20 protein-coding genes are annotated in these 23,231 nt (G+C 73.4%); 14 read left to right on the forward strand and 6 right to left on the reverse strand.

Features of this window, described 5'->3' with window-relative positions; genetic code table 11:
* Window positions 1-110: 110 nt before the first annotated feature.
* The 10 genes from DQ392_RS02860 (at window position 111) to DQ392_RS02905 (ending at window position 10,601) form a co-directional block, all read left to right on the forward strand.
* Window positions 111-1,169, forward strand: a complete 1,059-nt coding sequence (locus DQ392_RS02860) for an SRPBCC family protein (protein ID WP_114013873.1) — start codon at window positions 111-113, stop codon at window positions 1,167-1,169.
* Between the two features lie 22 nt (window positions 1,170-1,191).
* Window positions 1,192-2,043, forward strand: coding sequence for an aldose epimerase family protein (locus tag DQ392_RS02865; protein WP_114013874.1), 852 nt, complete (start codon window positions 1,192-1,194; stop codon window positions 2,041-2,043).
* Window positions 2,044-2,375: 332 nt separating this feature from the next.
* Window positions 2,376-2,915 carry an orotate phosphoribosyltransferase gene (locus DQ392_RS02870; RefSeq protein ID WP_114013875.1) on the forward strand — a complete coding sequence of 180 codons (540 nt, stop codon included), beginning with the start codon at window positions 2,376-2,378 and terminating at the stop codon, window positions 2,913-2,915.
* A 207-nt stretch (window positions 2,916-3,122) separates the two neighbouring features.
* A complete protein-coding gene (gene fbaA / locus DQ392_RS02875; RefSeq protein WP_114013876.1) occupies window positions 3,123-4,154 on the forward strand; it encodes a class II fructose-bisphosphate aldolase in 1,032 nt (343 codons plus the stop codon).
* A gap of 149 nt (window positions 4,155-4,303) precedes the next feature.
* Window positions 4,304-5,971: a maltose/glucose-specific PTS transporter subunit IIBC gene (malX, locus tag DQ392_RS02880; RefSeq protein ID WP_281272945.1), complete on the forward strand. Its 1,668-nt coding sequence runs from the start codon at window positions 4,304-4,306 to the stop codon at window positions 5,969-5,971.
* On the forward strand, window positions 5,968-7,128 hold the full coding sequence (locus DQ392_RS02885; protein WP_114013877.1) for a MalY/PatB family protein: 1,161 nt from the start codon (window positions 5,968-5,970) through the stop codon (window positions 7,126-7,128). Before malX ends, DQ392_RS02885 begins: the two co-directional genes overlap by 4 nt.
* Before the next feature lie 69 nt (window positions 7,129-7,197).
* Window positions 7,198-7,611 carry a DUF3151 domain-containing protein gene (locus DQ392_RS02890; RefSeq protein WP_114013878.1) on the forward strand — a complete coding sequence of 138 codons (414 nt, stop codon included), beginning with the start codon at window positions 7,198-7,200 and terminating at the stop codon, window positions 7,609-7,611.
* A gap of 200 nt (window positions 7,612-7,811) precedes the next feature.
* A complete protein-coding gene (locus DQ392_RS02895; RefSeq protein ID WP_114013879.1) occupies window positions 7,812-8,633 on the forward strand; it encodes a tryptophan 2,3-dioxygenase family protein in 822 nt (273 codons plus the stop codon).
* Window positions 8,626-9,879: a kynureninase gene (gene kynU, locus DQ392_RS02900; protein ID WP_114013880.1), complete on the forward strand. Its 1,254-nt coding sequence runs from the start codon at window positions 8,626-8,628 to the stop codon at window positions 9,877-9,879. Before DQ392_RS02895 ends, kynU begins: the two co-directional genes overlap by 8 nt.
* A complete protein-coding gene (locus DQ392_RS02905; RefSeq protein ID WP_114013881.1) occupies window positions 9,876-10,601 on the forward strand; it encodes an alpha/beta fold hydrolase in 726 nt (241 codons plus the stop codon). Before kynU ends, DQ392_RS02905 begins: the two co-directional genes overlap by 4 nt.
* 321 nt (window positions 10,602-10,922) lie before the next feature.
* On the opposite strand, the gene DQ392_RS02910 is transcribed toward DQ392_RS02905, so the two are convergent.
* Entirely contained in the window at window positions 10,923-11,183 is a 261-nt protein-coding gene (locus tag DQ392_RS02910) for a hypothetical protein (protein WP_114013882.1), read from the reverse strand.
* Between the two features lie 206 nt (window positions 11,184-11,389).
* Between DQ392_RS02910 and DQ392_RS02915 the strand changes: the two genes are divergently transcribed.
* A complete protein-coding gene (locus tag DQ392_RS02915) occupies window positions 11,390-11,932 on the forward strand; it encodes an HXXEE domain-containing protein (protein WP_114013883.1) in 543 nt (180 codons plus the stop codon).
* Window positions 11,933-13,192: 1,260 nt separating this feature from the next.
* Here DQ392_RS02915 and DQ392_RS02925 read toward each other — a convergent pair.
* The 3 genes from DQ392_RS02925 to DQ392_RS02935 all read right to left on the reverse strand — a co-directional run bounded on the left by DQ392_RS02925 (window position 13,193) and on the right by DQ392_RS02935 (window position 15,897).
* Complete coding sequence (locus DQ392_RS02925) at window positions 13,193-13,777, reverse strand: Uma2 family endonuclease (protein WP_114013885.1); 585 nt, start codon at window positions 13,775-13,777, stop codon at window positions 13,193-13,195.
* Window positions 13,778-13,890: 113 nt separating this feature from the next.
* Window positions 13,891-14,502 (reverse strand): Uma2 family endonuclease, encoded by a 612-nt coding sequence (locus tag DQ392_RS02930; RefSeq protein WP_147266475.1) that lies wholly within the window; start codon window positions 14,500-14,502, stop codon window positions 13,891-13,893.
* Window positions 14,503-14,613: 111 nt separating this feature from the next.
* Window positions 14,614-15,897, reverse strand: coding sequence for an adenylosuccinate synthase (locus DQ392_RS02935; protein ID WP_114013887.1), 1,284 nt, complete (start codon window positions 15,895-15,897; stop codon window positions 14,614-14,616).
* A 592-nt stretch (window positions 15,898-16,489) separates the two neighbouring features.
* Between DQ392_RS02935 and DQ392_RS02940 the strand changes: the two genes are divergently transcribed.
* A complete protein-coding gene (locus DQ392_RS02940) occupies window positions 16,490-17,437 on the forward strand; it encodes a diacylglycerol kinase catalytic domain-containing protein (protein WP_245981119.1) in 948 nt (315 codons plus the stop codon).
* 58 nt (window positions 17,438-17,495) lie between these two features.
* Here DQ392_RS02940 and DQ392_RS02945 read toward each other — a convergent pair whose 3' ends face one another.
* Window positions 17,496-17,960 carry a GbsR/MarR family transcriptional regulator gene (locus tag DQ392_RS02945; RefSeq protein ID WP_245981153.1) on the reverse strand — a complete coding sequence of 155 codons (465 nt, stop codon included), beginning with the start codon at window positions 17,958-17,960 and terminating at the stop codon, window positions 17,496-17,498.
* Window positions 17,961-18,180: 220 nt separating this feature from the next.
* Here DQ392_RS02945 and DQ392_RS02950 point away from each other — a divergent pair, with 220 nt between their 5' ends.
* Together DQ392_RS02950 and DQ392_RS02955 are read left to right on the forward strand one after the other, a co-directional pair.
* Window positions 18,181-19,284, forward strand: a complete 1,104-nt coding sequence (locus DQ392_RS02950) for an ABC transporter ATP-binding protein (RefSeq protein WP_114013889.1) — start codon at window positions 18,181-18,183, stop codon at window positions 19,282-19,284.
* On the forward strand, window positions 19,281-21,002 hold the full coding sequence (locus tag DQ392_RS02955) for an ABC transporter permease (RefSeq protein WP_114013890.1): 1,722 nt from the start codon (window positions 19,281-19,283) through the stop codon (window positions 21,000-21,002). The genes DQ392_RS02950 and DQ392_RS02955 overlap by 4 nt, the downstream gene beginning before the upstream one ends.
* Window positions 21,003-21,073: 71 nt before the next feature.
* Here the strand turns inward: DQ392_RS02955 and DQ392_RS02960 are convergent, their stop codons facing one another.
* On the reverse strand, window positions 21,074-23,110 hold the full coding sequence (locus DQ392_RS02960) for a serine/threonine-protein kinase (protein ID WP_114013891.1): 2,037 nt from the start codon (window positions 23,108-23,110) through the stop codon (window positions 21,074-21,076).
* Between the last annotated feature and the right edge of the window lie 121 nt (window positions 23,111-23,231).

Raw genomic sequence — 23,231 nt, forward strand, 5'->3', positions numbered from 1 at the left:
GACCGCGGGGCGCGCCCGCAGGACCGAAGACCCCGGGCGGGGGAGCGAACAGGGGAAAGATCCGGCGCAGTCATATGTGCGGCGGACCGAGGGGTAATAGGCTCCGCCCCATGGAGCACGAGGTGTACGTTCCGTTTTCCGTCGGCTCTGTACGGGCCGCACTCGCCGACAGCGCGCGCGTCGCCCGCTGCGTCCCCGGGTGGCAGCCAGAACGCCCCGCGGACGCCGGGTCGTCCACGGGCGAGGGCGCCGCCCAGCGGTTGGCGGGCCGGCTGAAGGTGCGGATCGGCGGCTCGACCATCACCTACCGCGGCTCTGTCTCGCTCACCCCGCACGGCCTCACCGGCACCACCGCGGCGCACGACGGGCTGGAGCGGCTGGAGGTGGAGGGCAGCGGCGGCGAGGCGCGGGGCGAGGGCACCGTCGAACTCGCGCTGAGCGTCGAACCGCGGGTGGCCGACGACGGCGAGGGCACGGCGCTGGTGTGCGTCGGCACCGTCACCGGCACCGGGCGGCTGGCCGGGATCGAGGAGAAGACCGCCTCGTCGGCGGGCGTCAGGATGCTGGACCGTTTCGCCGCCGCGCTCGGCGAGAGCATCCGCGACGAGCCGCCGCCGGGCAGCCCCGAGGCCGAAGCGGCGGGCGGCGCGCCCGCCGGCGGCGAGGTGCCCGGTGGGGGCGCGGAGGAGGACGTCCGCCCCGTCGCGGGCGGTATCGGGGCACCCGACGACAACGAGCGCGCCATCCCCGGCATCCCGGAACCCGAGGCCGAACCCGACCGCGCGTCCGGCCGCACCGAGGGGGATCGCGCGTCCGGCCGTACCGAGGGTGATCGCGAGGACGAGCCGGAGTCCACCCCGCTGTTCGAGACGGAGATCCCGCCGTCCTCGCTCGGCCGCGACGACGAGGACGAGGCCGCACGGGCCCCGGGTGACGGCGCCCCCTCCGATCCGAGCGCGCTCGGCGCCGAAGCGGCGCACGCCCGGCGCACGATGATCGGACGCAGCGCGGAGGAGGTCGATCACGCCCCACCGCGCGGACGGTACGCGCCCGTACCCGCTCCGGAGCCGAACTCCGCCACCGAGACCCTCCGCTGGGCGGCGCCCGCGGCCGCTGTCGCGGTCGCCGGCGCCGTGGTCATCGGCCGGGTCTTGCGGCGGCGCCGTTGAAGGCGCCGTTATGGTCGCTGTTATGACTGATCTGCCCACCCCCGCAGAAGCCACGACCGTCGTGCTCAGCGCCCATGGGACCGAGGTGACGATCGAACCCCAGCGCGGGTGCCGGCTCGCCTCCCTCCGGGTGGGCGGCACGGAACTCCTGCGCCAAGGGCCGGAATACGGCTCCTTCGTCATGGCGCCCTGGTGCGGACGCACCGCCCAGGGGCGTTTCCGCAACGGCGGAGAGATGTTCCAACTCCCCGTCAACGCGGGCACCTCCCGGCCGGAGGCCGGGGGAGGCCCGCACGCCATTCACGGCACCGTGCGGGACGCCGCGTGGCAGCAGGCACCCGGCGCCACCGGGACGAAGGCCGCCTTCACCTACGACCTGACCGACCCCTGGCCCTGGGAAGGGCGCGCCACCCAGGTCGTCGAGCTCAGCGACGACGGCGCCGCGCTCACGCTGAAACTCGCCGTCGAGACCTTCGACGTCTCCTTCCCCGCCCAGGCCGGATGGCACCCCTGGTTCCTGCGCAACCTCGGCCAGGGCGGGGAGGACGTGCGGCTCGACTTCTCTCCCGAGTGGCAGGAGGAGCGCGGCGACGACCACATCCCCACCGGCAAACGCGTCGAGCCGCGCCCCGGGCCGTGGGACGACTGCTTCGGGATGCCCGGCGGGGTCGACGTCCGGCTCACCTGGCCCGGTGAGCTGGAGCTGGCGATCTCTTCCCGCGCCGAGTACGTCGTCGTCTTCGACGAGCCCGACGACTATGTGTGCGTGGAGCCGCAGAGTGGGCCGCCGAACGGGTTGAACTCCCACCCTCGGCAGGTGACGCCGATCGATCCGCTGGAGCTCACCACGACGTGGTCCTTTACCCGTTTGTGACGAGCTCCCGCTGAGTGGGGCTGCGCCCCCTGCCTCTGCCGGATGTGGTCTTCCCCTTCTTTCGTGAGGGTGCTCTCGGCCGTGGTGGGGGCTCCGCCCCCAGACCCCCTTGGCCTCGCCGGCCGGGCGTTGGGGCGGCTCCGCCCCCCAACGGCCCCCCGCTACGGGGGCTCCGCCCCCCTAGGAGCCCCCCTGGGTATCAAGGGGCACCCTCTTGTGTGAGAGGCGGCGCAGCGCTTGCGTGTAGGGGCTCTCGTCGGGTGCGGGGTGTGGGGGGGCCACCGGTGGGGCTGTCGCTGAGGCCGGTTCCGGGGAACATAGGCTGAGGTCTCATGGATGAGACGCGGGACGCGCTGCTGCGGCAGATCAAGGACAAGGCCGTGGTGCACGGCAGGGTGACGCTCTCCTCGGGTGCGGAGGCCGACTTCTACGTCGATCTGCGCCGCATCACCCTGGACGGCGAGTCCGCACCGCTGGCGGGTCAGGTCATGCTGGACGCGACGGCGGAGCTGGACTACGACGCCGTGGGGGGTCTGACGCTGGGCGCCGACCCGGTCGCGTCGGCGATGATGCACGCGGCGGCGGCTCGCGGCCGGCGGCTGGACGCGTTCGTCGTCCGCAAGGCGGGCAAGCAGCACGGTCTCCAGCGCCGGATCGAGGGCCCGGACGTGGCGGGCCGGCGGGTGCTGATCGTCGAGGACACGTCGACGACGGGGAACTCGCCGCTGACCGCGGTGGAGGCGGCGCGCCAGGCGGGCGCGGAGGTGGTCGCGGTGGCGACCATCGTGGAGCGGGGCGCTGCCGCGGCCATGGAGCGCGCGGGGGTCCCGTACGTATACGCGTTCGATTTGCAGGATCTGGCGCTCGGCTGACGTCTCTCGTGGGCCGATGTTTCACGTGGAACCGCGCCACCGCCCAGGCCGCGCGTCACTCCCTTGGAGCAACGGCTTAGTGAACTCGTGAACACCCGCGTCCGGAGCACTCGGGCCCGTCTGGGAGGATGGGCCCGACGATGAAGTCGCCGTTGACGTTCCGTTGATCCGCAGCCGGATACCACGCACACCCCGAGGAGCGGTCTGATGCCCATCGCAACCCCCGACGTCTACAACGAGATGCTCGATCGGGCGAAGGAAGGCAAGTTCGCCTACCCCGCCATCAACGTCACCTCGACGCAGACGCTGCACGCCGCGCTGCGCGGCTTCGCCGAGGCGGAGAGCGACGGCATCGTGCAGATCTCGACGGGCGGGGCCGAGTTCCTGGGCGGCCAGTACAGCAAGGACATGGTCAGCGGCGCGGTGGCGCTCGCCGAGTTCGCCCACATCGTCGCGAAGAAGTACCCGGTCAACGTCGCCCTGCACACCGACCACTGCCCCAAGGACAAGCTCGACGGCTACGTCCGTCCGCTGATCGCGGTCTCCCGGGAGCGCGTCCAGCGCGGTGAGAACCCGCTGTTCCAGTCGCACATGTGGGACGGCTCGGCCGAGACCCTCAAGGACAACCTGGAGATCGGCCAGGAGCTGCTGGCCGAGGCCGCCGCCGCGAAGATCATCCTTGAGGTCGAGATCACCCCGACAGGTGGCGAGGAGGACGGCGTCACCCACGAGATCAACGACGAGCTGTACACCACGGTCGAGGACGCGGTGCGCACGGCCGAGGCGCTGGGCCTGGGCGAGAAGGGCCGCTACCTGCTGGCCGCCTCGTTCGGCAACGTGCACGGCGTCTACAAGCCGGGCAACGTGGTGCTCCGTCCCGAGCTGCTCAAGGACCTCCAGACGGGGGTCGCCGAGAAGTTCCAGAAGCCGGCGGGCAGCCGCCCGTTCGACTTCGTCTTCCACGGGGGCTCCGGCTCCACGGAGGAGGAGATCGCCACCGCGCTGCAGAACGGCGTTGTGAAGATGAACCTCGACACCGACACCCAGTACGCCTTCACCCGCCCTGTCGCCGCGCACATGTTCGCGAACTACGACGGTGTGCTGAAGGTGGACGGCGAGGTCGGCAACAAGAAGGTCTACGACCCGCGCAGCTGGGGCAAGGCCGCCGAGAAGGGCATGGCCGAGCGCGTGCAGACCGCCTGCGCCAACCTGCGCTCCACCGGCACCCGCCTGAAGTGACGCGCCTTTGAGCGAGCGCGTGCCCGGCGCCGCGGGAGGTCTTCGGCCCGGGTCCGCCCCCTCCGAGGGGTGGGCCCGGGCCTTTCGCTATGCATCCGTAACCCGCTGACCATTGTGTTCGCCCCTGTGCCGCCCCGCAGACTGGGCCGGTGGACAGCACATCACTGCGGACGGGCAAGTCCGCACTGCGCAAGAGTAAGGCCGCCGCCTGGGAGTTTCTCCAGGGGCTCGGCAAGACGTTCATGCTGCCGGTCGCCCTGCTGGCGTTCTGCGGCATCATCCTCGGCGTCGGCTCGTCGCTCTCCAGCGACGCCGTCACCGGCAACCTGACCTTCCTCCAGGGCGAGGGTTTCCATCTCGTCTTCACCTGGATGGCCAACACGGGGCAGACGGCCTTCACGTTCCTGCCCGTGCTGTTCGCCATGGCCATTCCGCTGGGCCTGGCCCGCGAGGACAAGGGGGTCGCCGCGTTCTCCGGGTTCGTCGGGTACGTGGCGATGAACCTGGCGGTCAACTTCTTCCTCACCGCCAAGGGCGTCGACCTGGAGGACAAGGACGCGATCGCGCACTACGGCATCGCCGACGTCCTGGGCATCCAGTCGATCGACACCGGGCTGCTGGGGGCCGTCGTGGTCGGCATCGTCGTCTCGGTGCTGCACCGCCGCTTCCGGACCCAGCGGATGCCGGACGCGCTGGCGTTCTTCGGCGGGCTGCGCTTCGTGCCGATCGTCTCGACGCTGGTGCTGAGCGTGGCCGGGCTGCTCGTGCCGCTGGTGTGGCCGACGTTCAACGGGTGGATCAGGGACCTGGGCGAGGCCATCGGGCACACAGGGGTGTTCGGGCCGTTCTTCTTCGGCGCGGGTGAGGTGCTGCTGCGCCCGGTGGGGCTGCACCACATCCTGGTGGCGATGTTCCGCTTCACCGACGTGGGCGGCGCGGGCACCGTCTGCGGCGAGCACGTCAGCGGCGCGCTCAACCTCTTCTACGCGCAACTGAACTGCGACGCCGCGGCGAACGGTGACGTCACCTCCGCGACCCACTTCCTCTCGCAGGGCAAGATGCCCGCCTACCTGGGCGGACTGCCCGGCGCGGCGCTCGCCATGTACCACTGTGCGCGGCGCGCCATGCGCCCCGAGATCAAGGCGCTGCTGATCTCCGGTGTGGTGGCCTGCGTGGTCGGCGGGATCACCGAGCCGCTGGAGTTCCTGTTCCTGTTCATCGCGCCGTGGCTGTACCTCCTGCACGCGGTGCTGGTGGGGCTGGGCTTCTTGACGTCGGCCGTGCTGGGCGTCTTCATCGGCAACACCGACGGCAACGTCATCGACTGGTTCGTCTTCGGGGTGCTCCAGGGCACGACCACCCGGTGGTACCTGGTGCCGGTGATCGCGGCGGTGTGGTTCGCGGTGTACTACTTCCTCTTCCGCTGGGCGATCCGGCGCTTCGACCTCAGGACCCCTGGGCGGGAGGCCCCGGACGAGGAGGAGGAAGCGAGCGAGGACGAGGGCGCTGCCGTGTCGGAGGGGGCCGCTAAGGCGGAGCCGGCCGCGCCGAAGCTGGTCGCCGGCCGGTACGACCCCGCGGCGCTGCTGGACGCGATCGGCGGCCCGGACAACATACGCACCCTGGACAACTGCATCACCCGGCTGAGGATGACCGTCGAGGACGCCGCACGCCTCGACGAGGCGCGGCTGAAGAAGCTCGGCGCCGTCGGCGTGGTCACCCTCGATCCGCACACCGTGCAGGTCGTCATCGGTCCGCAGGTGCAGTCGGTCAAGGACGCCATCGAGGGGCTGCTTCCCGGCAGGAGGAGCGCGTGAGCGCGGCCTACGACTTCGACCGGGTCGTCGAGCGGCACGGCACCTGGTGCACCCAGTGGGACTACGTGCAGGACCGCTTCGGGGTGCCGGGGCTGCTGCCGTTCACGATCTCCGACATGGACTTCGAGACGGCCCCCGAGGTGCTGGAGGCGCTGCGGCGGCGGCTCGACCACGGGGTGCTGGGCTACTCGCGCTGGCGGCAGGGCGACTTCCTGTCCGCCGTCACCGACTGGTACGCGCGGCGGTACGAGACCGCCGTCGACCCCGACTGGGTGGTCTACGGGCCGTCGGTGATCTACCAGGTCTCGCAGCTGCTGCGGCTGTGGTCCGGGCCCGGTGACGGCGTCGTCGTGCACACCCCTTGCTACGACGCCTTCCCCAAGGTGCTGGCCGCGCACGAGCGGGAGTTGCGCGGCTGCCCCGTCGGGGACGCCGCGGCACTGGAGCGGCTGCTGGCGCTGCCCGACACCCGGGTGCTGCTGCTGTGCTCCCCGCACAACCCCACGGGCCGGGTGTGGACGGAAGGGGAGCTGGCGCACATGGCGCGGCTGTGCGCCCGCCACGACGTGGCCGTGATCAGCGACGAAATCCACGCGGACCTCGCCCATCCGCCGCACCGCCACAGGCCCTGGGTCCGCCACGGCACGGGCCGCTGGGCGGTGCTGAACTCCGCCTCGAAGTCGTTCAACATCCCGGCGCTCACCGGGAGCTACGGCATCGTGCGGGACGAGGCGTCGCGGGAGGGCTATCTGCGGGCGCTCAAGGAGGCGGACGGGCTCTCCTCACCTGCCGTGCTCTCCCTCGTCGGGCACATCGCCGCCTACCGCGAGGGCGAGCGGTGGCTGGCGGAGCTGCGGGACTACGTGCACGGCAACCTGCGCATGGTCGCCGAGCGGCTGGCGGCCGCCTTCCCCGCCCTGGGCTGGGAGCCGCCCGAGGCCGGCTACCTGGCCTGGATCGACCTGCGCGGCCTGGGCACGGCGCCCTTCGACGACGCGGCGCTGCAACGTGAACTGATCGAGAACGAGAAGGTCGCCGTCATGCCGGGGACGGCGTACGGCGCTCCCGGTTTCGTCCGGCTGAACGTCGGCTGCCCCCGCTCCAAGGCCGAGGCGGGCATCGACGCGTTGGTCGCGGCGCTGCGCCGGGTGTGCTGAGGGCCGGCGGAACCCGGGGTACGGACAGGCCAGCGCTGGACGGGTCCCGGGTGGGGGACACTGGGGCTCATGGCCATTCACGAGAACCTGCTCGGGGGTCCTCCCCCGACCCATCTGCCCGATGATCCCGAGCCCCGCGAGCTGCTCGCCGCCGGGACGGCGCCCGCCGAGGTCGCCGCGCAGCACCCGACGTCGTCGCTGGCGTGGGCGCAGCTCGCCGACGACGCGTTCGAGGCGGGCAACGTCGTCGCGTCGTACGCGTACGCGCGCACCGGCTACCACCGGGGCCTGGACGCGCTGCGCCGCAACGGCTGGAAGGGGCACGGGCCCGTGCCGTTCGAGCACGAGCCGAACCGGGGCTTCCTGCGGGCGCTGCACGCCCTCGCGCGGGCCGCGCAGACGATCGGTGAGCAGGAGGAGTACGAGCGGTGCAGCTCCTTTTTGAAGGAGAGCTCGCCCACGGCGGCCTCCACCCTGGGCTGAGCGCGGCCGGTGGGACGCGGCCCGTGATGGGGCGTGCCTGAGCTGCGCCGGTGTGCGGACGGCGGCGGTGACCTTGCCGCCGCCGCCGCATCGCGCGCATGATGCGTGGTGGGCCGCCTGAGGCCCGAGGGGACCGGGGCTCCGACGTCTATCCGGAAGGGGCGGACCGCTACCCGGAAGCACAGCGAGTGGAGACAGCGATGTCACACGACCCCGATGCCCCGGTCCTTGAGTTCGGTGGCACCACGCCGTACGAGGACTACGTCCAAGCGGACGTCCTCACCCACCTCCAGCACCCGCTCTCCGACGACCCGGGCGAGATGGCGTTCCTGGTCACCACGCAGGTGATGGAGCTGTGGTTCACCGTGCTGGTGCACGAGTGGCAGACGGCGGCGCGCAAGCTGCGCGAGGACGACCTGGAGGCCGCCGCGGCCGCCCTGACGCGCTCGACGTACGAGATGGCGTCGCTCAACGCCTCCTGGGAGCCGCTGGCCCATCTGACCCCCGCCCAGTTCAACTCCTACCGCTCCGCGCTCGGTGACGGGTCGGGTTTCCAGTCCGCGATGTACCGGCGGGTGGAGTTCCTGCTGGGCGAGAAGTCCTCCTCCATGCTCGTGCCGCACCGCGGGTCGCCGCGCGTGCACGCCGAGCTGGAGAAGGCCCTGCACGAACCGAGCCTCTACGACGAGGCGCTGCGGTTCCTCGCCCGCCGCGGCGAGGACGTCCCCGAAGCGGTGCTCCAGCGCGACCTCACGCGAAGGTACGAGGCCGACCCGGGCGTCGAGGCCGTGTGGGTGCGCGTCTACCGGGACGGCGCCGGATCGGTGGCGCACCGGCTGGGTGAGGCCCTGACCGAGGTCGCCGAACTGGTGTGGCGCTGGCGCAACGACCACCTCGTCGCCACGCGGCGGGCCATGGGAGCCAAGACGGGGACGGGCGGCTCCGCCGGTGTGGCCTGGCTGGAGAAGCGGGCCGCCAAGCAGGTGTTCCCCGAGCTGTGGACGGCGCGCAGCCATGTCTGACCTCGCCGCGGACGCGGCGCAGGACCAGGTGGCCGCCTCCCTCGACGCGGCCGACCCCCTCGCGCCGCTGCGTGAGCTGTTCGTGCTCGACGACGGCACCGTCTACCTCGACGGCAACTCGCTCGGCGCCCTCCCCGCCCGGGTGCCAAAGCGGCTGGCCGAGGTGGTCTCCCGGGAGTGGGGGCAGCTGGGCATCAGGTCGTGGACGGAGTCGGGCTGGTGGGAGATGCCGCAGCGGGTCGGTGAGCTGATCGCCCCGCTGGTCGGTGCGGGACCTGGCCAGGTCGTCGTGGGCGACTCGACGAGCGTGAACGTGCTCAAGGCCGTGGTCGGTGCCGTGCGGATCGCGCGGGAGCGCGCTGCGGGGCGTCCTTCCGGGCGGGACGAACTCCTTCTCGACGAGGCGACGTTCCCGACGGACGGCTACATCGCCGAGTCCGCGGCGCGGCTGACGGGGTGCGCGCTGCGTCCCGTCGCCGCCGCCCGGGTGCCCGAGGCCGTGGGGCCGCGGACCGCCGCGGTGCTGCTCAACCACGTCGACTACCGCACCGGCACCCTCAACGACCTGCCCGCGCTGACGGCGGCCGTCCGTGAGGCGGGCGCCGTCGGCGTCTGGGACCTGTGCCACAGCGCGGGCGCGTTGCCGGTGGGGCTGGACGCGCACGGGGTGGACCTCGCGGTGGGGTGCACCTACAAGTTCCTCAACGGGGGGCCGGGCTCCCCCGCGTTCTTGTACGTGCGCTCCGCACTCCAGGAGCGGTTCGACTCGCCGCTGCCCGGCTGGGCCTCGCACGCCGACCCGTTCGCCATGGACCCCGCGTACGCGCCGGCCGCGGGCGCGGCGCGCGGCCGGGTCGGCACGCCGGACATCCTGTCGATGGCCGCGCTGGAGGAGGCGCTGACGGTCTGGGACGGGGTGCGGATCGAGGACGTGCGGGCCAAGTCGCTGGCGCTCACCGACTTCTTCCTGCGCTGCGTGGCGGCGTACACGGGTGCGGGCGCCGAGGTCGCGGTGCGGTCGCTGACGCCCGCCGAGCACGCGCGGCGCGGCAGCCAGGTCGCGCTGCTGTGCGACCCGGCGGAGCGGGCCGAGGGGGTGATGGCCGAGCTGATCGGGCGCGGCGTCGTCGGTGACTTCCGGCGCCCCGGTGTCCTGCGCTTCGGGTTCACCCCGCTCTACACTGCGTTCCAGGACGTCGAGCGTGCCGCGCGCGTCCTGGGCGAGGTGATCGGGGGACCACGATGAGCCAGGACGAGTACAAGGCACTGCTGGCACTCGCGCCGGCGCCGCCCGAGCGCCAGGTGCGCTACGGGGAGCACCCCTCCCAGGTCGTCGACCTCTACGGGCAGGGCGCCTCGGGGCCCCGCGTCGTCCTGCTGCACGGCGGGTTCTGGCGCGAGGAGTGGGACCGCACCCATCTGTCGCCGTTCGCCGCCGCGCTGGCGGGACAGGGGATGTCGGTGGCCCTGGTGGAGTACCGCAGGGTCGGCGGTGGCGGCGGCTGGCCCGCCACGGCCGAGGACGTCGACGCGGCCCTCGATCACCTGGGCGCCCCGCCCAGTGTCCTGTTCGGGCACTCCGCGGGCGGCCAGTTGGCGCTGTGGGCCGCGGCCAGGCGTCAGCGGGCCGCGGCCCGTGTCGTCGTGGCCGCCCCGCTGGCCGACCTCGCGCGCGCCCACGAGCTGCGTCTCGATGACGGCGCGGTGGCGTCCTTCCTCGGCGGCGAGGACGCGGCAGTAAGCGAGACCGAGAGCGCGCTGGAGGACGCCGATCCGATGCGGCTGCTGCCGCGCATCCCGGTGGAGGTGCTGCACGGTACCGCCGACGAGGAGGTGCCGATCGAACTGTCGCGGCGGTACGCGAACAACTGGGGCGGGCGGCTGCACCTGATGCCCGGCGTCGGGCACTACGCGCCGGTCACTCCGCGCACACCGGCCTTCGACGTGGTGGTGCGGTCGCTGCGCTAGGTCGTGTCTTCAAAGTCCCGCCTGCCTGGCGGTGTCTGGCACGCACGCTCGCGGCGTTGTCGTCGGTCGCCGCTTCCCCCAGGGCTCGGCTTCGCTCGCCCCGGGAGGTGCCCCCACGCAGGGACTCCCTCCTCCGCCTTGCGAGCGCACGCACCAGACACCGCCAGGCCCGCCCTGCGGGCGGACGCCGCTACTTTGAAGACACTCCCCAGGGGATCGCCCCTCCGGCGTGCGTCCGGTCGTCGAAAGCGCCTTCGGCCCCGCGCGTGGCGGGGCCGAAGGCGGGCGCGGCGTCCGGCCGGGCCGCGGCGGCGCTCGGCGTCAGTCCAGCTCGAGCTCGCCGATGTGGGCGCCGGTGTCGTAGTTGTTGACCTCGTTGTCCGAGATGTTCGTGTACTTGAACTGCTTGACGACGTTGGTGTCGTTGTCGCTGTTGTTCTCGTACTTGCTCAGGACGTGGTCGCTGAAGTCGTAGGCGGACGAGGTCCAGTTGTGGTTGTCGCCGGCGAAGGCGGTGCCCGCCGAGCCGAGGACGGCGGCGGTCGCCAGGACGGCGGCGGCGGTCGCGGTGCGGATGCGCATGGGTGCTCCTTGCGGTCGGGGCGCGGGGTCTCGCGCGGGGTGTGCCCTGTGCGCGAGACCTCTTCCACACGCCGCAGCAAAACGATCATCATTAATCCGCACGTGCCGGTGGTGTACGCCGCACGGGCGCTTCCCGACGGGGCGGACCGTAGGCTTCGACGGGGGCCGCGTGAACCTCGCGGCCCGTGTGGGGCGTCCCTTTCGGTATGGAAGAACAGCAGCGGACCGGCACGGTCCCGGCCGGGGTCACCCTCGGCCTGTTCGCGGCGTGGGCCCTGCACGACGCGGAGGAGACGGCCATGATGCCGCGCTGGCTCCGCACGCACGTTCCCGAGTTGCGGAAGTCGGCGCCGCGCGTGCCGGAGGCGGTGTGGACGCGGCTGGAGGCGACGGACGGGCGGCGGTTCGCGGCGGCCGTCGGCGTGATGGCCGTCCTCGTGGGAGCGGCCGCCGCGGAAGGGCACCGTACGGGCGGACGGAGCGCCACCTACCAGACGGCGCTGGGCGCCTTCGGCGCGCACGGCGTCGTGCACCTCGCGCAGGCCGCCGCCACCCGCAGCCTCACCCCGGGGGCGCTGACCTCACCGCTGGTGGTCATCCCCTTCACCGCCTGGGCCCGCGGGAGGCTGCGCGAGCAGGGGATCCTCCGGCCGACGAGGCCGCGCGACATCGCCGCCGGTGCCCTCGGGGCCGTCGCGGCGCTGGCGGTCTCCCACGGTGTCGCCCACCTGCTCGTGCGGCGGCGCTGACGGCAGCGGGGACCACCGGGAGCCGGCGCGCAGCCGGTCCCCCAGCGCGCAGAGACCGACCGCCACGGCGAGGAACGCCGCCGCGCCCGCCAGCAGCGCCGTCTCGTAGTAGCCGCCGCTCGCCACCCGCGCCGCCGCGTACCCGGTGGCCGCACCGCCCAGCACGGCGCAGCCCAGCACCGAGAGCAGCGGTCCCGCACCCGTGCCTCCCCCGGCCAGGGTGTCGCGCAGCGCGAGTCCGGCCGCCACCGTGCCGAGGGCCGGCCCCGCGGCTCCGGCCAGCGCCGGGGTGCCGAAGGTGACGCCGTAGCGGACGGCGAGCGCGGGAGCGAAGAAGAGGACGAGGAACCGGCGCAGGGCGTGGCCGAGGAAGGCGACGGCGTGGCCGGGTCTCGCGCGGGCCCCGGGCCCGCGGCCGGTGGGTGACCCGGGTCCGGGGTGGGTGCGGGCCGTCCACCGCCGGTCGCCCAGTCGGCACGCGGCGAGCACCGCCGCGCAGGCGGCGGCGAGCGGCAGCCGGTCGTCCAGCCGGCCCAGGTTGTAGAGCAGCAGCGTGTCGTAGGCGAGCAGGACGAGTCCGCCGAAGGCGGCGAGGGAGCCGAGGAACAGCAGCAGCCGTACCGCCGGCAGCGGCGGCGGTGCCGTGTGCGGCGCGGCCCGGGTGGGCTCCCACCGGCGGGCCAGGGCCGCCAGCGCGGGCGGGGTCACCAGCGCGGAGGCGCAGCGCACGGCCAGGTCGTCGAGGGTGTAGGGGTTGTGCAGGTCCCCTTCGACCGCGCAGAAGACGGCGGTGTGGGCGAGCGCGGCCACCACCAGCAGCGGTGAGCGCAGCACCCGGCGGCAGAGCAGCGGGTCGAGCCAGCGCAGCACCACGGCGAACGCCAGCAGCACCAGCGGCAGTTCCAGTGCCGCCTGGACGCGCAGCACGCTCACGGCGAGGGCGTGCGGCCAGGGCCAGTGGGTGACGAGCCACCCCAACGGGCCGCCACCGTCCGGCAGGTCGAACCAGCCGGGAGGCAGATAGCGGGCCACGAAGGCGGGGTCGCCGCCCCGGACGCGCTCCACGTACACCACGACGGCCACCTGGTTGACCAGCACGAGACCGGTCACCACCCCCAGCCATGCGAGCGGCCCCGGCAGCCCGCGCCCCACCGCCCCGGATCCGAGCGGCGGTCGCGGTCGCCGGTCCCGGACCGCGAGGGCGAGCGCCAGGACGACGGATATGACGACGGTGCCGTCCACGGTTGCGTGCATGGCGGCTCAGCGTACGTAGTTCTTCAAAACCTCGGTGTCCAGACGGATGCCGACGGGCTCGGGAAGCGCGACCTGTTCACCGAACGAGGCGGTGTGCAGGTCGCGGTAGCGCCCGGTGTGCGGATCGGGGTTCGTGTGCACGACGACCTCGCCCGCGCCCCGGTCGACCAGGAGATAGACGGGGATGCCGACAGCGGCGTGGGCGGCCGGTTTCTCCTGCCGGTCGCGCTGGTTGGTGTCCGAGTCGTACGAGGTGACTTCGGCGGTCATCAGTACGCCGTCGGGTTCGGCCCACTCGCCCTGGCCGGCGAAGTGGGCGATGGGCGCGAGCGAGCCGTCCGGACGCACTCTTCCCTTGCGGTTGGCGCCGGCCTTCAGCCCTTGCGTGGGGTGCAGGTCGAGATCCGGGCGCGCCTGCATGCACTGCCTGAGCAGCCACATGGTGATCGTCTCGTGATCCCCGTCCGCCACGACCTTCTCTCCGATCCGTCCGCCGATGAACTCCAACGTGACGGTCTCGGGAGTGGAGGACGCGATCTGCTCGAAGTCCTCCACCGACATGTGAGACGTGCGCTCGGCCATAACCGTCATGCTGCCCCTCCTTCCAGGCGAAAGCCACTGTCGGCCGCGGGGCGGCGGGGCGGCGGGGGCCGGTGGAGGGCGGAGCTCCTTCGAAGAGGTGGACGGCGGCGGACTCTGCGGGCTCAGCCGACAGGCGTGACGCGGTGGCGAGGCCAGGAGGTGCGGCGAGCGGCGGGAGGAGCGCAAGGCAGAGAGGAGGTGTCGACCGGCAGTGGGCCGGAGGGCAGGGGCAGAGTGAGCGTCTCCCCGTAGGGACATGCCTCCCGGACGAGGTACGCCCCCTCCTCGGGGCGGCTGTAGCAGGTCGCTCGACGCGTGTAGGGGTCGAGAATCAGGTAGACGGGAATGTCCGCTGCGGCGTAAGCATCCGTCTTGGTGATGTAGTCGTTCTCGACGCTGGATCGTGAAACGATCTCCAACGCCAGCTCGATCAGCTCGGCGCTGCGCGGAGGCGTCTCGCTTTCCGGATGCCACAGCACCACGTCCGGGCTGAGGCCGGTGTCCCACTCGGGGTGGTGGAACTCGATGTCGCCCACTGCCTCCAGACCGCCGTGAGAGGCGTCGCTGCGCTCGTCCAGAATCGCCGTCATACGGCGGAAGGTACGAACGTGCTCCAGCGAAACGGGGGACATCATGACGAAGCCGTCCGCCGGCACGACCTCGACGCCCTCCAGGGATTCCGCCTTCTCCATGAGGCTCCGGATCAGCTCCAGGTCCCCCTCGATCTTCTCCACGCTCTCCACCGTCCCTTTCGACGGACCCGCGCTGCCTACGGAACCAGCGTAGCCGCACGGTCGGACGGACCGTGCGGCTACGGGCGGGCGGGGCCCGGGGAGGTCGGGGGCTCAGAGGAAGGAGTTGACCTGGATCGTCTCGTCGCGGCCCGGGCCGACGCCGATGGCGGAGATCGGGGCGCCCGACATCTCCTCCAGGGTCTTCACATACGCCTGCGCGTTCTTCGGCAGGTCGGCGAAGGTCTTGGCCTTGGTGATGTCCTCGCTCCAGCCGGGCAGGTACTCGTAGACCGGCTCGGCGTGGTGGAAGTCGCTCTGGTTGTAGGGCAGTTCCGTGGTGCGCTCGCCCTCGATGTCGTAGGCGACGCAGACGGGGATCTGCTCCCAGCCCGTGAGCACGTCCAGCTTGGTGAGGAAGAAGTCGGTGAGCCCGTTGACGCGGGTGGCGTAGCGGGCGATGACCGCGTCGAACCAGCCGCAGCGCCGGTTGCGGCCCGTGGTGACGCCGAACTCGCCGCCGATGGTGCGCAGCGCCTCGCCGTCGTCGTCGAACAGCTCGGTGGGGAAGGGGCCCGCACCGACGCGGGTCGTGTACGCCTTGAGGATGCCGATGACCCGGTTGATCCTCGTCGGGCCGACACCCGCCCCGGTGCAGGCGCCGCCCGCCGTCGGGTTGGAGGAGGTGACGAACGGGTACGTGCCGTGGTCGACGTCCAGCAGGGTGCCCTGGCCGCCCTCGAAGAGGACGACCTTGCCCTCGTCGATCGCGTCGTTGAGGACCAGCGTGGTGTCGGCGACGAAGCCCTTGAGCTGCTCGGCGTAGCCCAGCAGCTCCTCGACGACCTGCTGCGCGGAGATCGCGCGGCGGTTGTAGAGCTTGGCCAGCACCTGGTTCTTGAAGTCGAGCGCGGCCTCGACCTTCTGCAGCAGGATCGACTCGTCGAAGAGGTCCTGGACCCGGATGCCGACGCGGTTGATCTTGTCGGCGTAGCTCGGGCCGATGCCGCGCCCCGTGGTGCCGATGCGCCGCTTGCCCAGGAACCGCTCGGTCGTCTTGTCGAGCGTCTCGTGGTACGGCGTGATCAGGTGGGCGTTACCGCTGACCAGCAGCTTGGAGGTGTCGACGCCGCGCTCGTTCAGTCCGCTCAGCTCGGAGAGCAGGACCGAGGGGTCGACGACGACGCCGTTGCCGATGACGGGGGTGCAGCCGGGGGAGAGGATCCCGGACGGGAGCAGGTGCAGCGCGTACTTCTGGTCGCCGACGACGACCGTGTGGCCGGCGTTGTTGCCGCCCTGGTAGCGCACCACGTAGTCCACGGAGCCGCCGAGCAGGTCGGTGGCCTTTCCCTTGCCCTCGTCACCCCACTGAGCACCGAGCAGCACAAGTGCGGGCACAGGCGTACACCCCTTTCGGGTGGGGCATGTCCCACGTGCGTGGCGCGTATCGCCATCGCGTCAGCCGCAGGTCGGTACCCCGGATAGAGGAAGCCCCTGGCGCAACAGCGACAGGGGCTCTTGCACCGAGAGATTACCGAACAATTCTCCCGGGTGACGAACAGGGGAGTGCACCGACTCGGACGGACGTACGAACGCGTACCACCTCAGCACACGCCGGCAGCTTCCGGGAACCGGGGTCGGTCCCCCGGTCCCGGGCCGGTCTCAAGAACGCACGGACTTGCCCGTACGCACGGATTCACGAGGAAGGATCGTGGTGTCGGCTCCAGATCCCGCGAGGCCTCCGGCGCATCCCCGCGCCCCGTCGCCGTCCCCCGCGCAACCCGGCCTCAGACCGCCCGGACGGCCCTCGGCACGCCCGCCCGCCCCCTCGGCTGAGCGTCGCCAGGCGAGAGGCCCGGCGACGAGCCCGGAGGCGCAGGACACGGGGGCGAGCCCGACGGCCGGAGGCCCGGCGCCGGGAGACCCGCGGGCCGGCGGGCGTGCGGCCGGGCGAGACGACAGGCGTCCGGACGGGCGTGGCGACAGGCGTGTGACCGGGCATGTGGACGGGCGCGCCGCCCCGCGGGCGGAGGGGGCGGCGGCCGTTCCGCTGCTCGTGGTCGTCGACCCCGTCGCCCGCAGCACGGACGGCGAGTCCGTCCGGATCGCCCGCGACGTGCTGCGGGCAGGAAGCCCCGGCATGAAGCTGAGCCTGCCCGAAGGGCCCGACGCGGTGGCCCGGGCCCTGGCCCGGCGCGGCGGGCGCAGACCCGTCCTGGTCGGCAACGACCGCGCCCTGCTGCGCGCCGTGCGGCTCCTGCACCACGAGCGGACGCTGGAGCACACGGCGCTGTCGGTGGTGCCGGTCGGCAACGGCCCCTCGATCGCCCTCGCCCGGAGTCTGGGGCTGCCGCTCGACGCGGTCTCGGCCGCACGGACGGTGCTGCGCGGGACCGCGCGGCCGCTGGATCTCCTGGTGGACGACGAGGGGGAGGTCGTTCTCGGAGGGCTGCGCCTGGAGCGGGACGCCGCGCCCGCCGCGCCGTCCGCGCCCGCCGCCACGACGGCGCCCCCGGAGGGGACGGCGTCCCTTCCGCCGCCCTGGCGGCGGCTGTGCCACTCCCTGGCGCGCACGGTCCTTGCCGGGGGCGCCCGCGCCGGTGGCGGGCCGCACCAGGCGGCGGACGAGCCGAGCGCGGTGCCCCTCCCCCAGCGGCTGCGCGTGGTGGCCGACGAGACGGTGCTGACCGGCCCCGACCGGCCGGTGACGGAGCTGGCGGTGCGTACGGCGCAGGGCACCGGGTGGGCGGAGGTCGTCGTCCAGCCCGCCCACGCGGAGGTGCCCGCGCGGGCGCGGGCGCGCACCGTCACGGTGGCGGCGTCCGGCGGCGAGGGCTTCCGCTACCGCCCCGACACCCAGCCGCCGAGCGCGCCGGTCCCCGTCCGCACCTGGACGCTCAGCCCCGGTGCCTGGCACCTGGTCCTGCCGGCGGACTGACGGCCCTGGCGGCGGCCGGCGGGGGCGGGGCCGCCGGCCGCCGGAGCTCGGGGGAGCGTCAGCCCTGCTGCCGCTCGTGCCAGCGCTTCAGCATCTCCTCCAGCTCCCGCTGCATGAACCGGAGGAACTCGGCGCTCTCCCGCAGGCGGCGGGCGCCGGGGGAGTCGCCGCCGAGGGCGTCGGCGCCGGTGGTGAGGGTGGCCTGCCAGCGGTTGAGGATGTTGTCGCGGCTGAGCAGGCTCGTGTACCAGACGTCGTGGTGCAGCAGGTAGCGCTCGCGGCGCGAGCCGGGGTCGCGCTGCCGGCTGACGAGCCCCACCTGGGAGAGGTAGCGCACGGCGCCGGAGATGGCGGCCGGGCTGGCCTGGAGCCGTCGGCCCAGTTCGGCGGAGGTGAGAGCGCCCTCCTCGGAGGCGAGGAGGCAGGCGAAGGCGCGGGAGGCCATGCGCTGCATGCCCGCCTCGGTGAGGTCGGCGGCGAACCGCTCGACGAACGCGGAGGCCCGCTCCTCGTACTCCCGCAGCCGGGGGCCGGTCTCCTCGGTACCGGCCTTGCCGGCCTCCCGGGTACCGGCCTTGCCGGCCTCCTGCGCCCGGGTCTCGTCCCTCGCGTCGTCAGCCACGTCGGTCGGCTTCTCCCTCCAGCGTGCCCAGCTGCTTGTCTGCCCTGCTCAGCGGTTCCCTCGAAGACCCTAACGCTTCCTTAACTTCACAAATTTGTGAAGCTAGCGTAGTTTCCGAAACATGACCGCCGCTACCACCACGACAGCGCCCGCCACCACGGCGATCTCCGTGTCCGGGCTCGTCAAGACCTTCGGCGCGACCCGCGCCCTCGACGGGCTCGACCTCCATGTCGCCACCGGCGAGGTGCACGGCTTCCTCGGCCCGAACGGCGCGGGGAAGTCGACGACCCTGCGCATCCTGCTGGGCCTGCTGCGCGCCGACACCGGAACCGCCCGCCTGCTGGGCGCGGACCCCTGGGACGACGCCGTCGCCCTCCACCAGCGGCTCGCCTACGTCCCCGGCGACGTCGAGCTGTGGCCCAACCTCACCGGCGGCGAGGCCATCGACCTGCTGGCGCGGCTGCGCGGCGGTATCGACGCGGCCAGGCGCGCCGAGCTGGTCGAGCGCTTCGACCTCGACCCGACCAAGAAGGGCCGCACCTACTCCAAGGGCAACCGGCAGAAGGTCGCCCTCATCGCCGCGCTCGCCTCCGACGCGGAGCTGCTGCTGCTCGACGAGCCGACGGCGGGCCTCGACCCGCTGATGGAGGTCGTCTTCCAGGACGTCGTCCTCCGGGCCAAGAACGAGGGGCGCACCGTCCTGCTCTCCAGCCACATCCTGTCCCAGGTGGAGAAGCTGTGCGACCGGGTGAGCATCGTCCGGCTCGGCAGGGTCGTCCAGTCCGGGACGCTCGGCGAGATGCGGCATCTGACCCGTACGACCATCGAGGCCGAGATCGATCCGGCCCGGTACGCGGAAGGGGATGCGACCCCTGCGTCCGGGCTGGCCGGTCTGCCCGGCGTCCACGATCTGCGGACGGAGGGCGCCCGCGTGCACTTCTCCGTGGACGGCGCACACCTCGAGGCGGCCGTGCGCCACCTCGGCGGCCTCGGCGTCCGCAGCCTCGTCAGCCATCCGCCGACGCTGGAGGAGCTGATGCTGCGCCACTACGGCGACGAACTGGCGGCCACCGGACACGGCACGGGCACCGGCACGGGCCGCACCACCGCCCCGGACGCCGCCCGCATGGACGTCTCCTCGGACGCCGCCCCCAACGCCTTCCGGACGGACAGCTCACCGGACGCCGCCGCTTCGGACGCCGGCACGGAGGGTGGCTCGCGATGAGTACCGTCACCGACGCCGCCCCGCGCGACGGCGGGCTCAGCCGCCGGGAGGCGGGCGGGGCGGCCGGCGGCAGCGCGCTCGCGGGCACCGGCGTCCTCTTCCGCTTCGCGCTCCGCCGCGACCGGCTCCGCCTCCCCGCCTGGGTCCTGGCCGTCCTCCTGGTGACCCTGTCGGGCGTCCAGAAGGCCGGCGATCTGGCGCCGGACGCCCCGGCCTCCGGGCGGGCGGTGCCCCCGGAGTCCGCCGGCATGATCGAGACGCTGCGCGGGCCCGCCATGCTCGCCATGACCGGGCCCGAGCACTACCTGACCCACGTCACCCCCGCCTCGGTGCTCAGCATGCTGATGATCGGCTACGGGGCGCTCCTCGTCGGGCTGATGAGCGTGCTCACCGTCGTGCGGCACACCCGCGCCGACGAGGAGAGGGGCATCGCCGAGCTGCTGCGCTCCGGCGTCGTGGGACGGCACGCCACTCTCAGCGCGGCCCTCGCCGCGGCGGCCGTGGCCAATGTGGCGCTGGGCGCGCTGTTCGCCCTCGTGCTCCCCCTCGCGGGCCCTGCCGGCGTCACCGGCGGCGGCGCGCTGCTGTACGGGGCCGCGCACGCGGCCGTCGGGCTGGTCTTCGCCGGGGTCGCCGCCGTCACCGTGCAGCTGTCCGCGCACGCCAGGGCCGCCGGCGGCATGGCGCTCGCCGTCCTGGGCGCCGCGTACGCGCTGCGCGCGGCGGGGGACGTGGGCTCGGGACCCGTCTCGTGGCTGTCGCCGATCGGCTGGGCCCAGCGCACCTACCCGTTCGTCGACGACCGCTGGTGGCCGCTGCTGCCCGCGCTCGCGCTGGCCCTCGCCACGGCCGCCGCGGGCTACGCGCTCTCCACCCGGCGCGACGTGGGGGCCGGCGTGCTGGCGGCCCGGCCGGGCCCGCCGACCGCCTCCGCCGCGCTCGCCCGGCCCCTCGGCCTCGCCCTGCGGCTGCACCGCGGGCTGCTGGCCGGATTCTGCGCCGCGCTGCTGCTGCTCGGCGCCATGTACGGCTCCCTGTTCGGCGGCGTCGACGACATGCTGAAGGACCTGGACGGCATCAGGGAGGCCATCGCCAGGGGGGCGCCTCCCGGCCGGAGGCCGGGGGAGGGCGGCTCCCTCGTCGAGCCCTTCGCGTCCACGATCGTGCTGGTGGTCGCCGTCGTCGCCTCCCTGCACGTGGTGATGGCCGCACTGCGGCCCCGCGCGGAGGAGACGGCGGGCCGCGCCGAGCCGCTTCTGGCCACCGGACCGGCCCGTACCCGCTGGCTCGGATCCCACCTGGTCCTCGCGCTCGGAGGCGGCACCGTGGTGCTGCTGGCCGGCTCCCTCGGTCTCGGCCTCGCGGGGAGCGCCTCCGCGGGGGACAGCGGCCTGATCCCGCGGCTGCTGGGCGCCGGGCTCGCCTACGCGCCCGCGCTGTGGGTCACCGGCGGTGTCGCCGTCCTCCTCTTCGGCTGGGTACCGCGGGCGGCGCCGCTGGCCTGGGCCGTACCGGCCTACGGTTTCGTCGTCGGCTATCTCGGCAAGCTCCTCGACCTGCCGGGCTGGCTGAACGACCTCTCCCCCTTCGGGCACGTCCCGCAACTGCCGTCCGCCGACATGCGCTGGACCCCCGTCGTGCTGCTGACCCTGGTGGCCGCGGCGTTGGTCACCGCGGGCCTGGCGGGCTTCCGCCGCCGCGACCTCGACACGAAGTAGCCCCTTTTGGCGCGCGCCACCCGGGCCCGGCGCCGCACCGGGTGGCGTCGCGCGCCGGGCGGCGGGGCCGCTCAGCCCTGGCGTTGGTAGCGCAGGATCGCGCCGCCGGGGAACTCGCGGATCAGGGAGCCGCCTTCGACGCGCAGGGTGGAGGAGTCGCCGGCCTCGCAGGTGCCGCGCGACGCGGAACGGTCGACGTCGGGCGGCCCGATGCGGGTGGGCCCCCGCTCGTCTCCCATGGCGAAGAGGTCCACTCTCGCCTCGCAGTGCTCCGAGCCGTCGGAGACCATGCCCAGGCCGCGGTCCTCGGAGTCGCCGGCGCCGATGGACAGCGTCTGGGTGCCGCCGTCGGACAGCGGCCTGCGCCACTCGCCGACCAGCGCTTCGGGGACCCGCTCGGGGGTGGCGACCTTGTGCAGCGTCGCGGTACGGCCCGCGGCCCGCCATCGCAGGGTGCCGTCGGGCGCGGCCTTCAGCGTGTGCACGCCGATCGCCGAACAGCGCCCCTCGGGAACGCTCTTGACCACCCTGGTGTCCAGCCGCATGCCCGTCTTCCCACCGCCGTCGGCGTCGCCCTGCGAGGAGGGCGCCTTGGCGAGTTTGCCGTCGCTCTTGCACTCGTAGTCGGTGCCCAGGCTGATGCTGTTGGCGACGACCTCGCCTTCCTGGCCCTGGGTGATGTGGAAGCGGCGGTGCTGGCCGTTGGGCTCCCCGTCCCGTTCGACGGGGCCGACCCAGGTGCCGAGGTAGGCGTCGGGAACGGCGGAGGCCGCCCGGTCGCTGTTGCCGCGGCCGCCGCTGTCGGAGGATCCGAGCCCGGCGCCCGCGGCGGCGATCCCCGCCCCCGCCAGAACGAGAGCCGCGGCGGCGGCGAGCAGCACGCGGCGACCGCGGCGCACGCGGCGGGGCGGCGCGTCCTCGTCCGTGCGACCCGGCTGCGAGAGCGCGGACGTCGCCGGCTCAGCCGCCCGCTCCCCCGCTGCCGCGGGCCGCGTCACCGCGTCCGTTCCTGTGACCGGTTCGGTGCCGGGGCCCGGGGCGCCCGCATCCGGCCCCTCAGGACCTGACAGCGGCGCCGGGTCCTGCGCGCCCCCGCCGTGCCTGTCCGAGCCGGACGGCGGCGTGTCCGTGTCCAGCAGCCGCACGGCCTCCCGGCCCAGTTCGGCCAGCAGTCCGGCGGGCAGCCACGGTGGTTCCGAGGCGCCGACCGCCACCGGCTGCACCCGGGAGACGACCTCCTCAGGCGCCGGCCGGTCGGCGGGGTCCTTGGCGAGGCAGTCGGCGATCAGCTCCCTGAGCCGCGCCCCGTCACCCGCCGGGCCCCCGTCCGGGCCGCCGTCCTCGCCCAGGCCCGCCAGGTCGGGCTCCTCGGAGGCGATACGGAACATCACCGCGTGCACCCCGCCCGCGCCGCCGCTCGGACCGAAGGGCGGGCGGCCCGTCGCCGCGTACGCCAGCACGGCGCCCAGGCAGAACACGTCGCCGGCCGGGCTCAGCCGACCGCCGGTGATCTGCTCGGGCGACATGAAGCTGGGGGAGCCGACGACCATGCCGGTGCTGGTCAAAGTCGACTCCGGCACCTCGTCCAGGGCGCGCGCGATCCCGAAGTCGATCACCCGGGGGCCGTCGATCGTCAGCAGTACGTTCGACGGTTTCAGGTCGCGGTGGACGATGCCCACGCCGTGGATGTCGAGCAGCGCGGAGGCCAGCCCGTAGGCGAGGACGCGGACGGACCCGGGCGGCAGCGGCCCGTGCCCCTGCCGGGCCGGCTCCGCCGAGCCTCCCTGTGCTCCGGCGGAGACCACCTGGTCGAGGCCGGGCCCGGCGATGTAGCCGGTCGCCACCCAGGGGGTGTCCGCCTCGGTGTCGGCGTCCAGCACGGGCGCCGTCCACCGGGCACCGACCCGCCGCGCGGCCTCGACCTCCATGCGGAACCTGGTGCGGAACGCGGGGTCGGCCGCCAGTTCGGACTTCACCAGTTTGACGGCCACGGTGCGGCCTCCGGACGAGCGCCCCAGGTACACCCGGCCCATGCCGCCCGCACCCAGTCTTCTCAGCAGCCGATAACCGCCGATGCCGACCGGGTCCTGTGGCAACAGGTCCGTCATACGCCGCCCGCCCCCTGTAACTGATAGGTCGTCCGTGACCGGTGGCCGTCCGTCCGTGGCTGGTCGTCTCCGACTTCACTCTCACCCACGAAGGTCACGGCCGGGCTGCCGATGGGCTTCG

This window comes from Streptomyces reniochalinae, assembly GCF_003323735.1.
Taxonomy (GTDB): domain Bacteria; phylum Actinomycetota; class Actinomycetes; order Streptomycetales; family Streptomycetaceae; genus Streptomyces; species Streptomyces reniochalinae.

Coding starts and splice junctions, on each gene's coding strand:
- DQ392_RS02860 (WP_114013873.1), top strand. CDS start 111: ATGGAGCACGAGGTGTACGTTCCGTTTTCCGTCGGCTCTGTACGGGCC.
- DQ392_RS02865 (WP_114013874.1), top strand. CDS start 1,192: ATGACTGATCTGCCCACCCCCGCAGAAGCCACGACCGTCGTGCTCAGC.
- DQ392_RS02870 (WP_114013875.1), top strand. CDS start 2,376: ATGGATGAGACGCGGGACGCGCTGCTGCGGCAGATCAAGGACAAGGCC.
- fbaA (WP_114013876.1), top strand. CDS start 3,123: ATGCCCATCGCAACCCCCGACGTCTACAACGAGATGCTCGATCGGGCG.
- DQ392_RS02890 (WP_114013878.1), top strand. CDS start 7,198: ATGGCCATTCACGAGAACCTGCTCGGGGGTCCTCCCCCGACCCATCTG.
- DQ392_RS02895 (WP_114013879.1), top strand. CDS start 7,812: ATGTCACACGACCCCGATGCCCCGGTCCTTGAGTTCGGTGGCACCACG.
- kynU (WP_114013880.1), top strand. CDS start 8,626: ATGTCTGACCTCGCCGCGGACGCGGCGCAGGACCAGGTGGCCGCCTCC.
- DQ392_RS02905 (WP_114013881.1), top strand. CDS start 9,876: ATGAGCCAGGACGAGTACAAGGCACTGCTGGCACTCGCGCCGGCGCCG.
- DQ392_RS02910 (WP_114013882.1), bottom strand. CDS start 11,183: ATGCGCATCCGCACCGCGACCGCCGCCGCCGTCCTGGCGACCGCCGCC.
- DQ392_RS02915 (WP_114013883.1), top strand. CDS start 11,390: ATGGAAGAACAGCAGCGGACCGGCACGGTCCCGGCCGGGGTCACCCTC.
- DQ392_RS02925 (WP_114013885.1), bottom strand. CDS start 13,777: ATGACGGTTATGGCCGAGCGCACGTCTCACATGTCGGTGGAGGACTTC.
- DQ392_RS02950 (WP_114013889.1), top strand. CDS start 18,181: ATGACCGCCGCTACCACCACGACAGCGCCCGCCACCACGGCGATCTCC.
- DQ392_RS02955 (WP_114013890.1), top strand. CDS start 19,281: ATGAGTACCGTCACCGACGCCGCCCCGCGCGACGGCGGGCTCAGCCGC.
- DQ392_RS02960 (WP_114013891.1), bottom strand. CDS start 23,110: ATGACGGACCTGTTGCCACAGGACCCGGTCGGCATCGGCGGTTATCGG.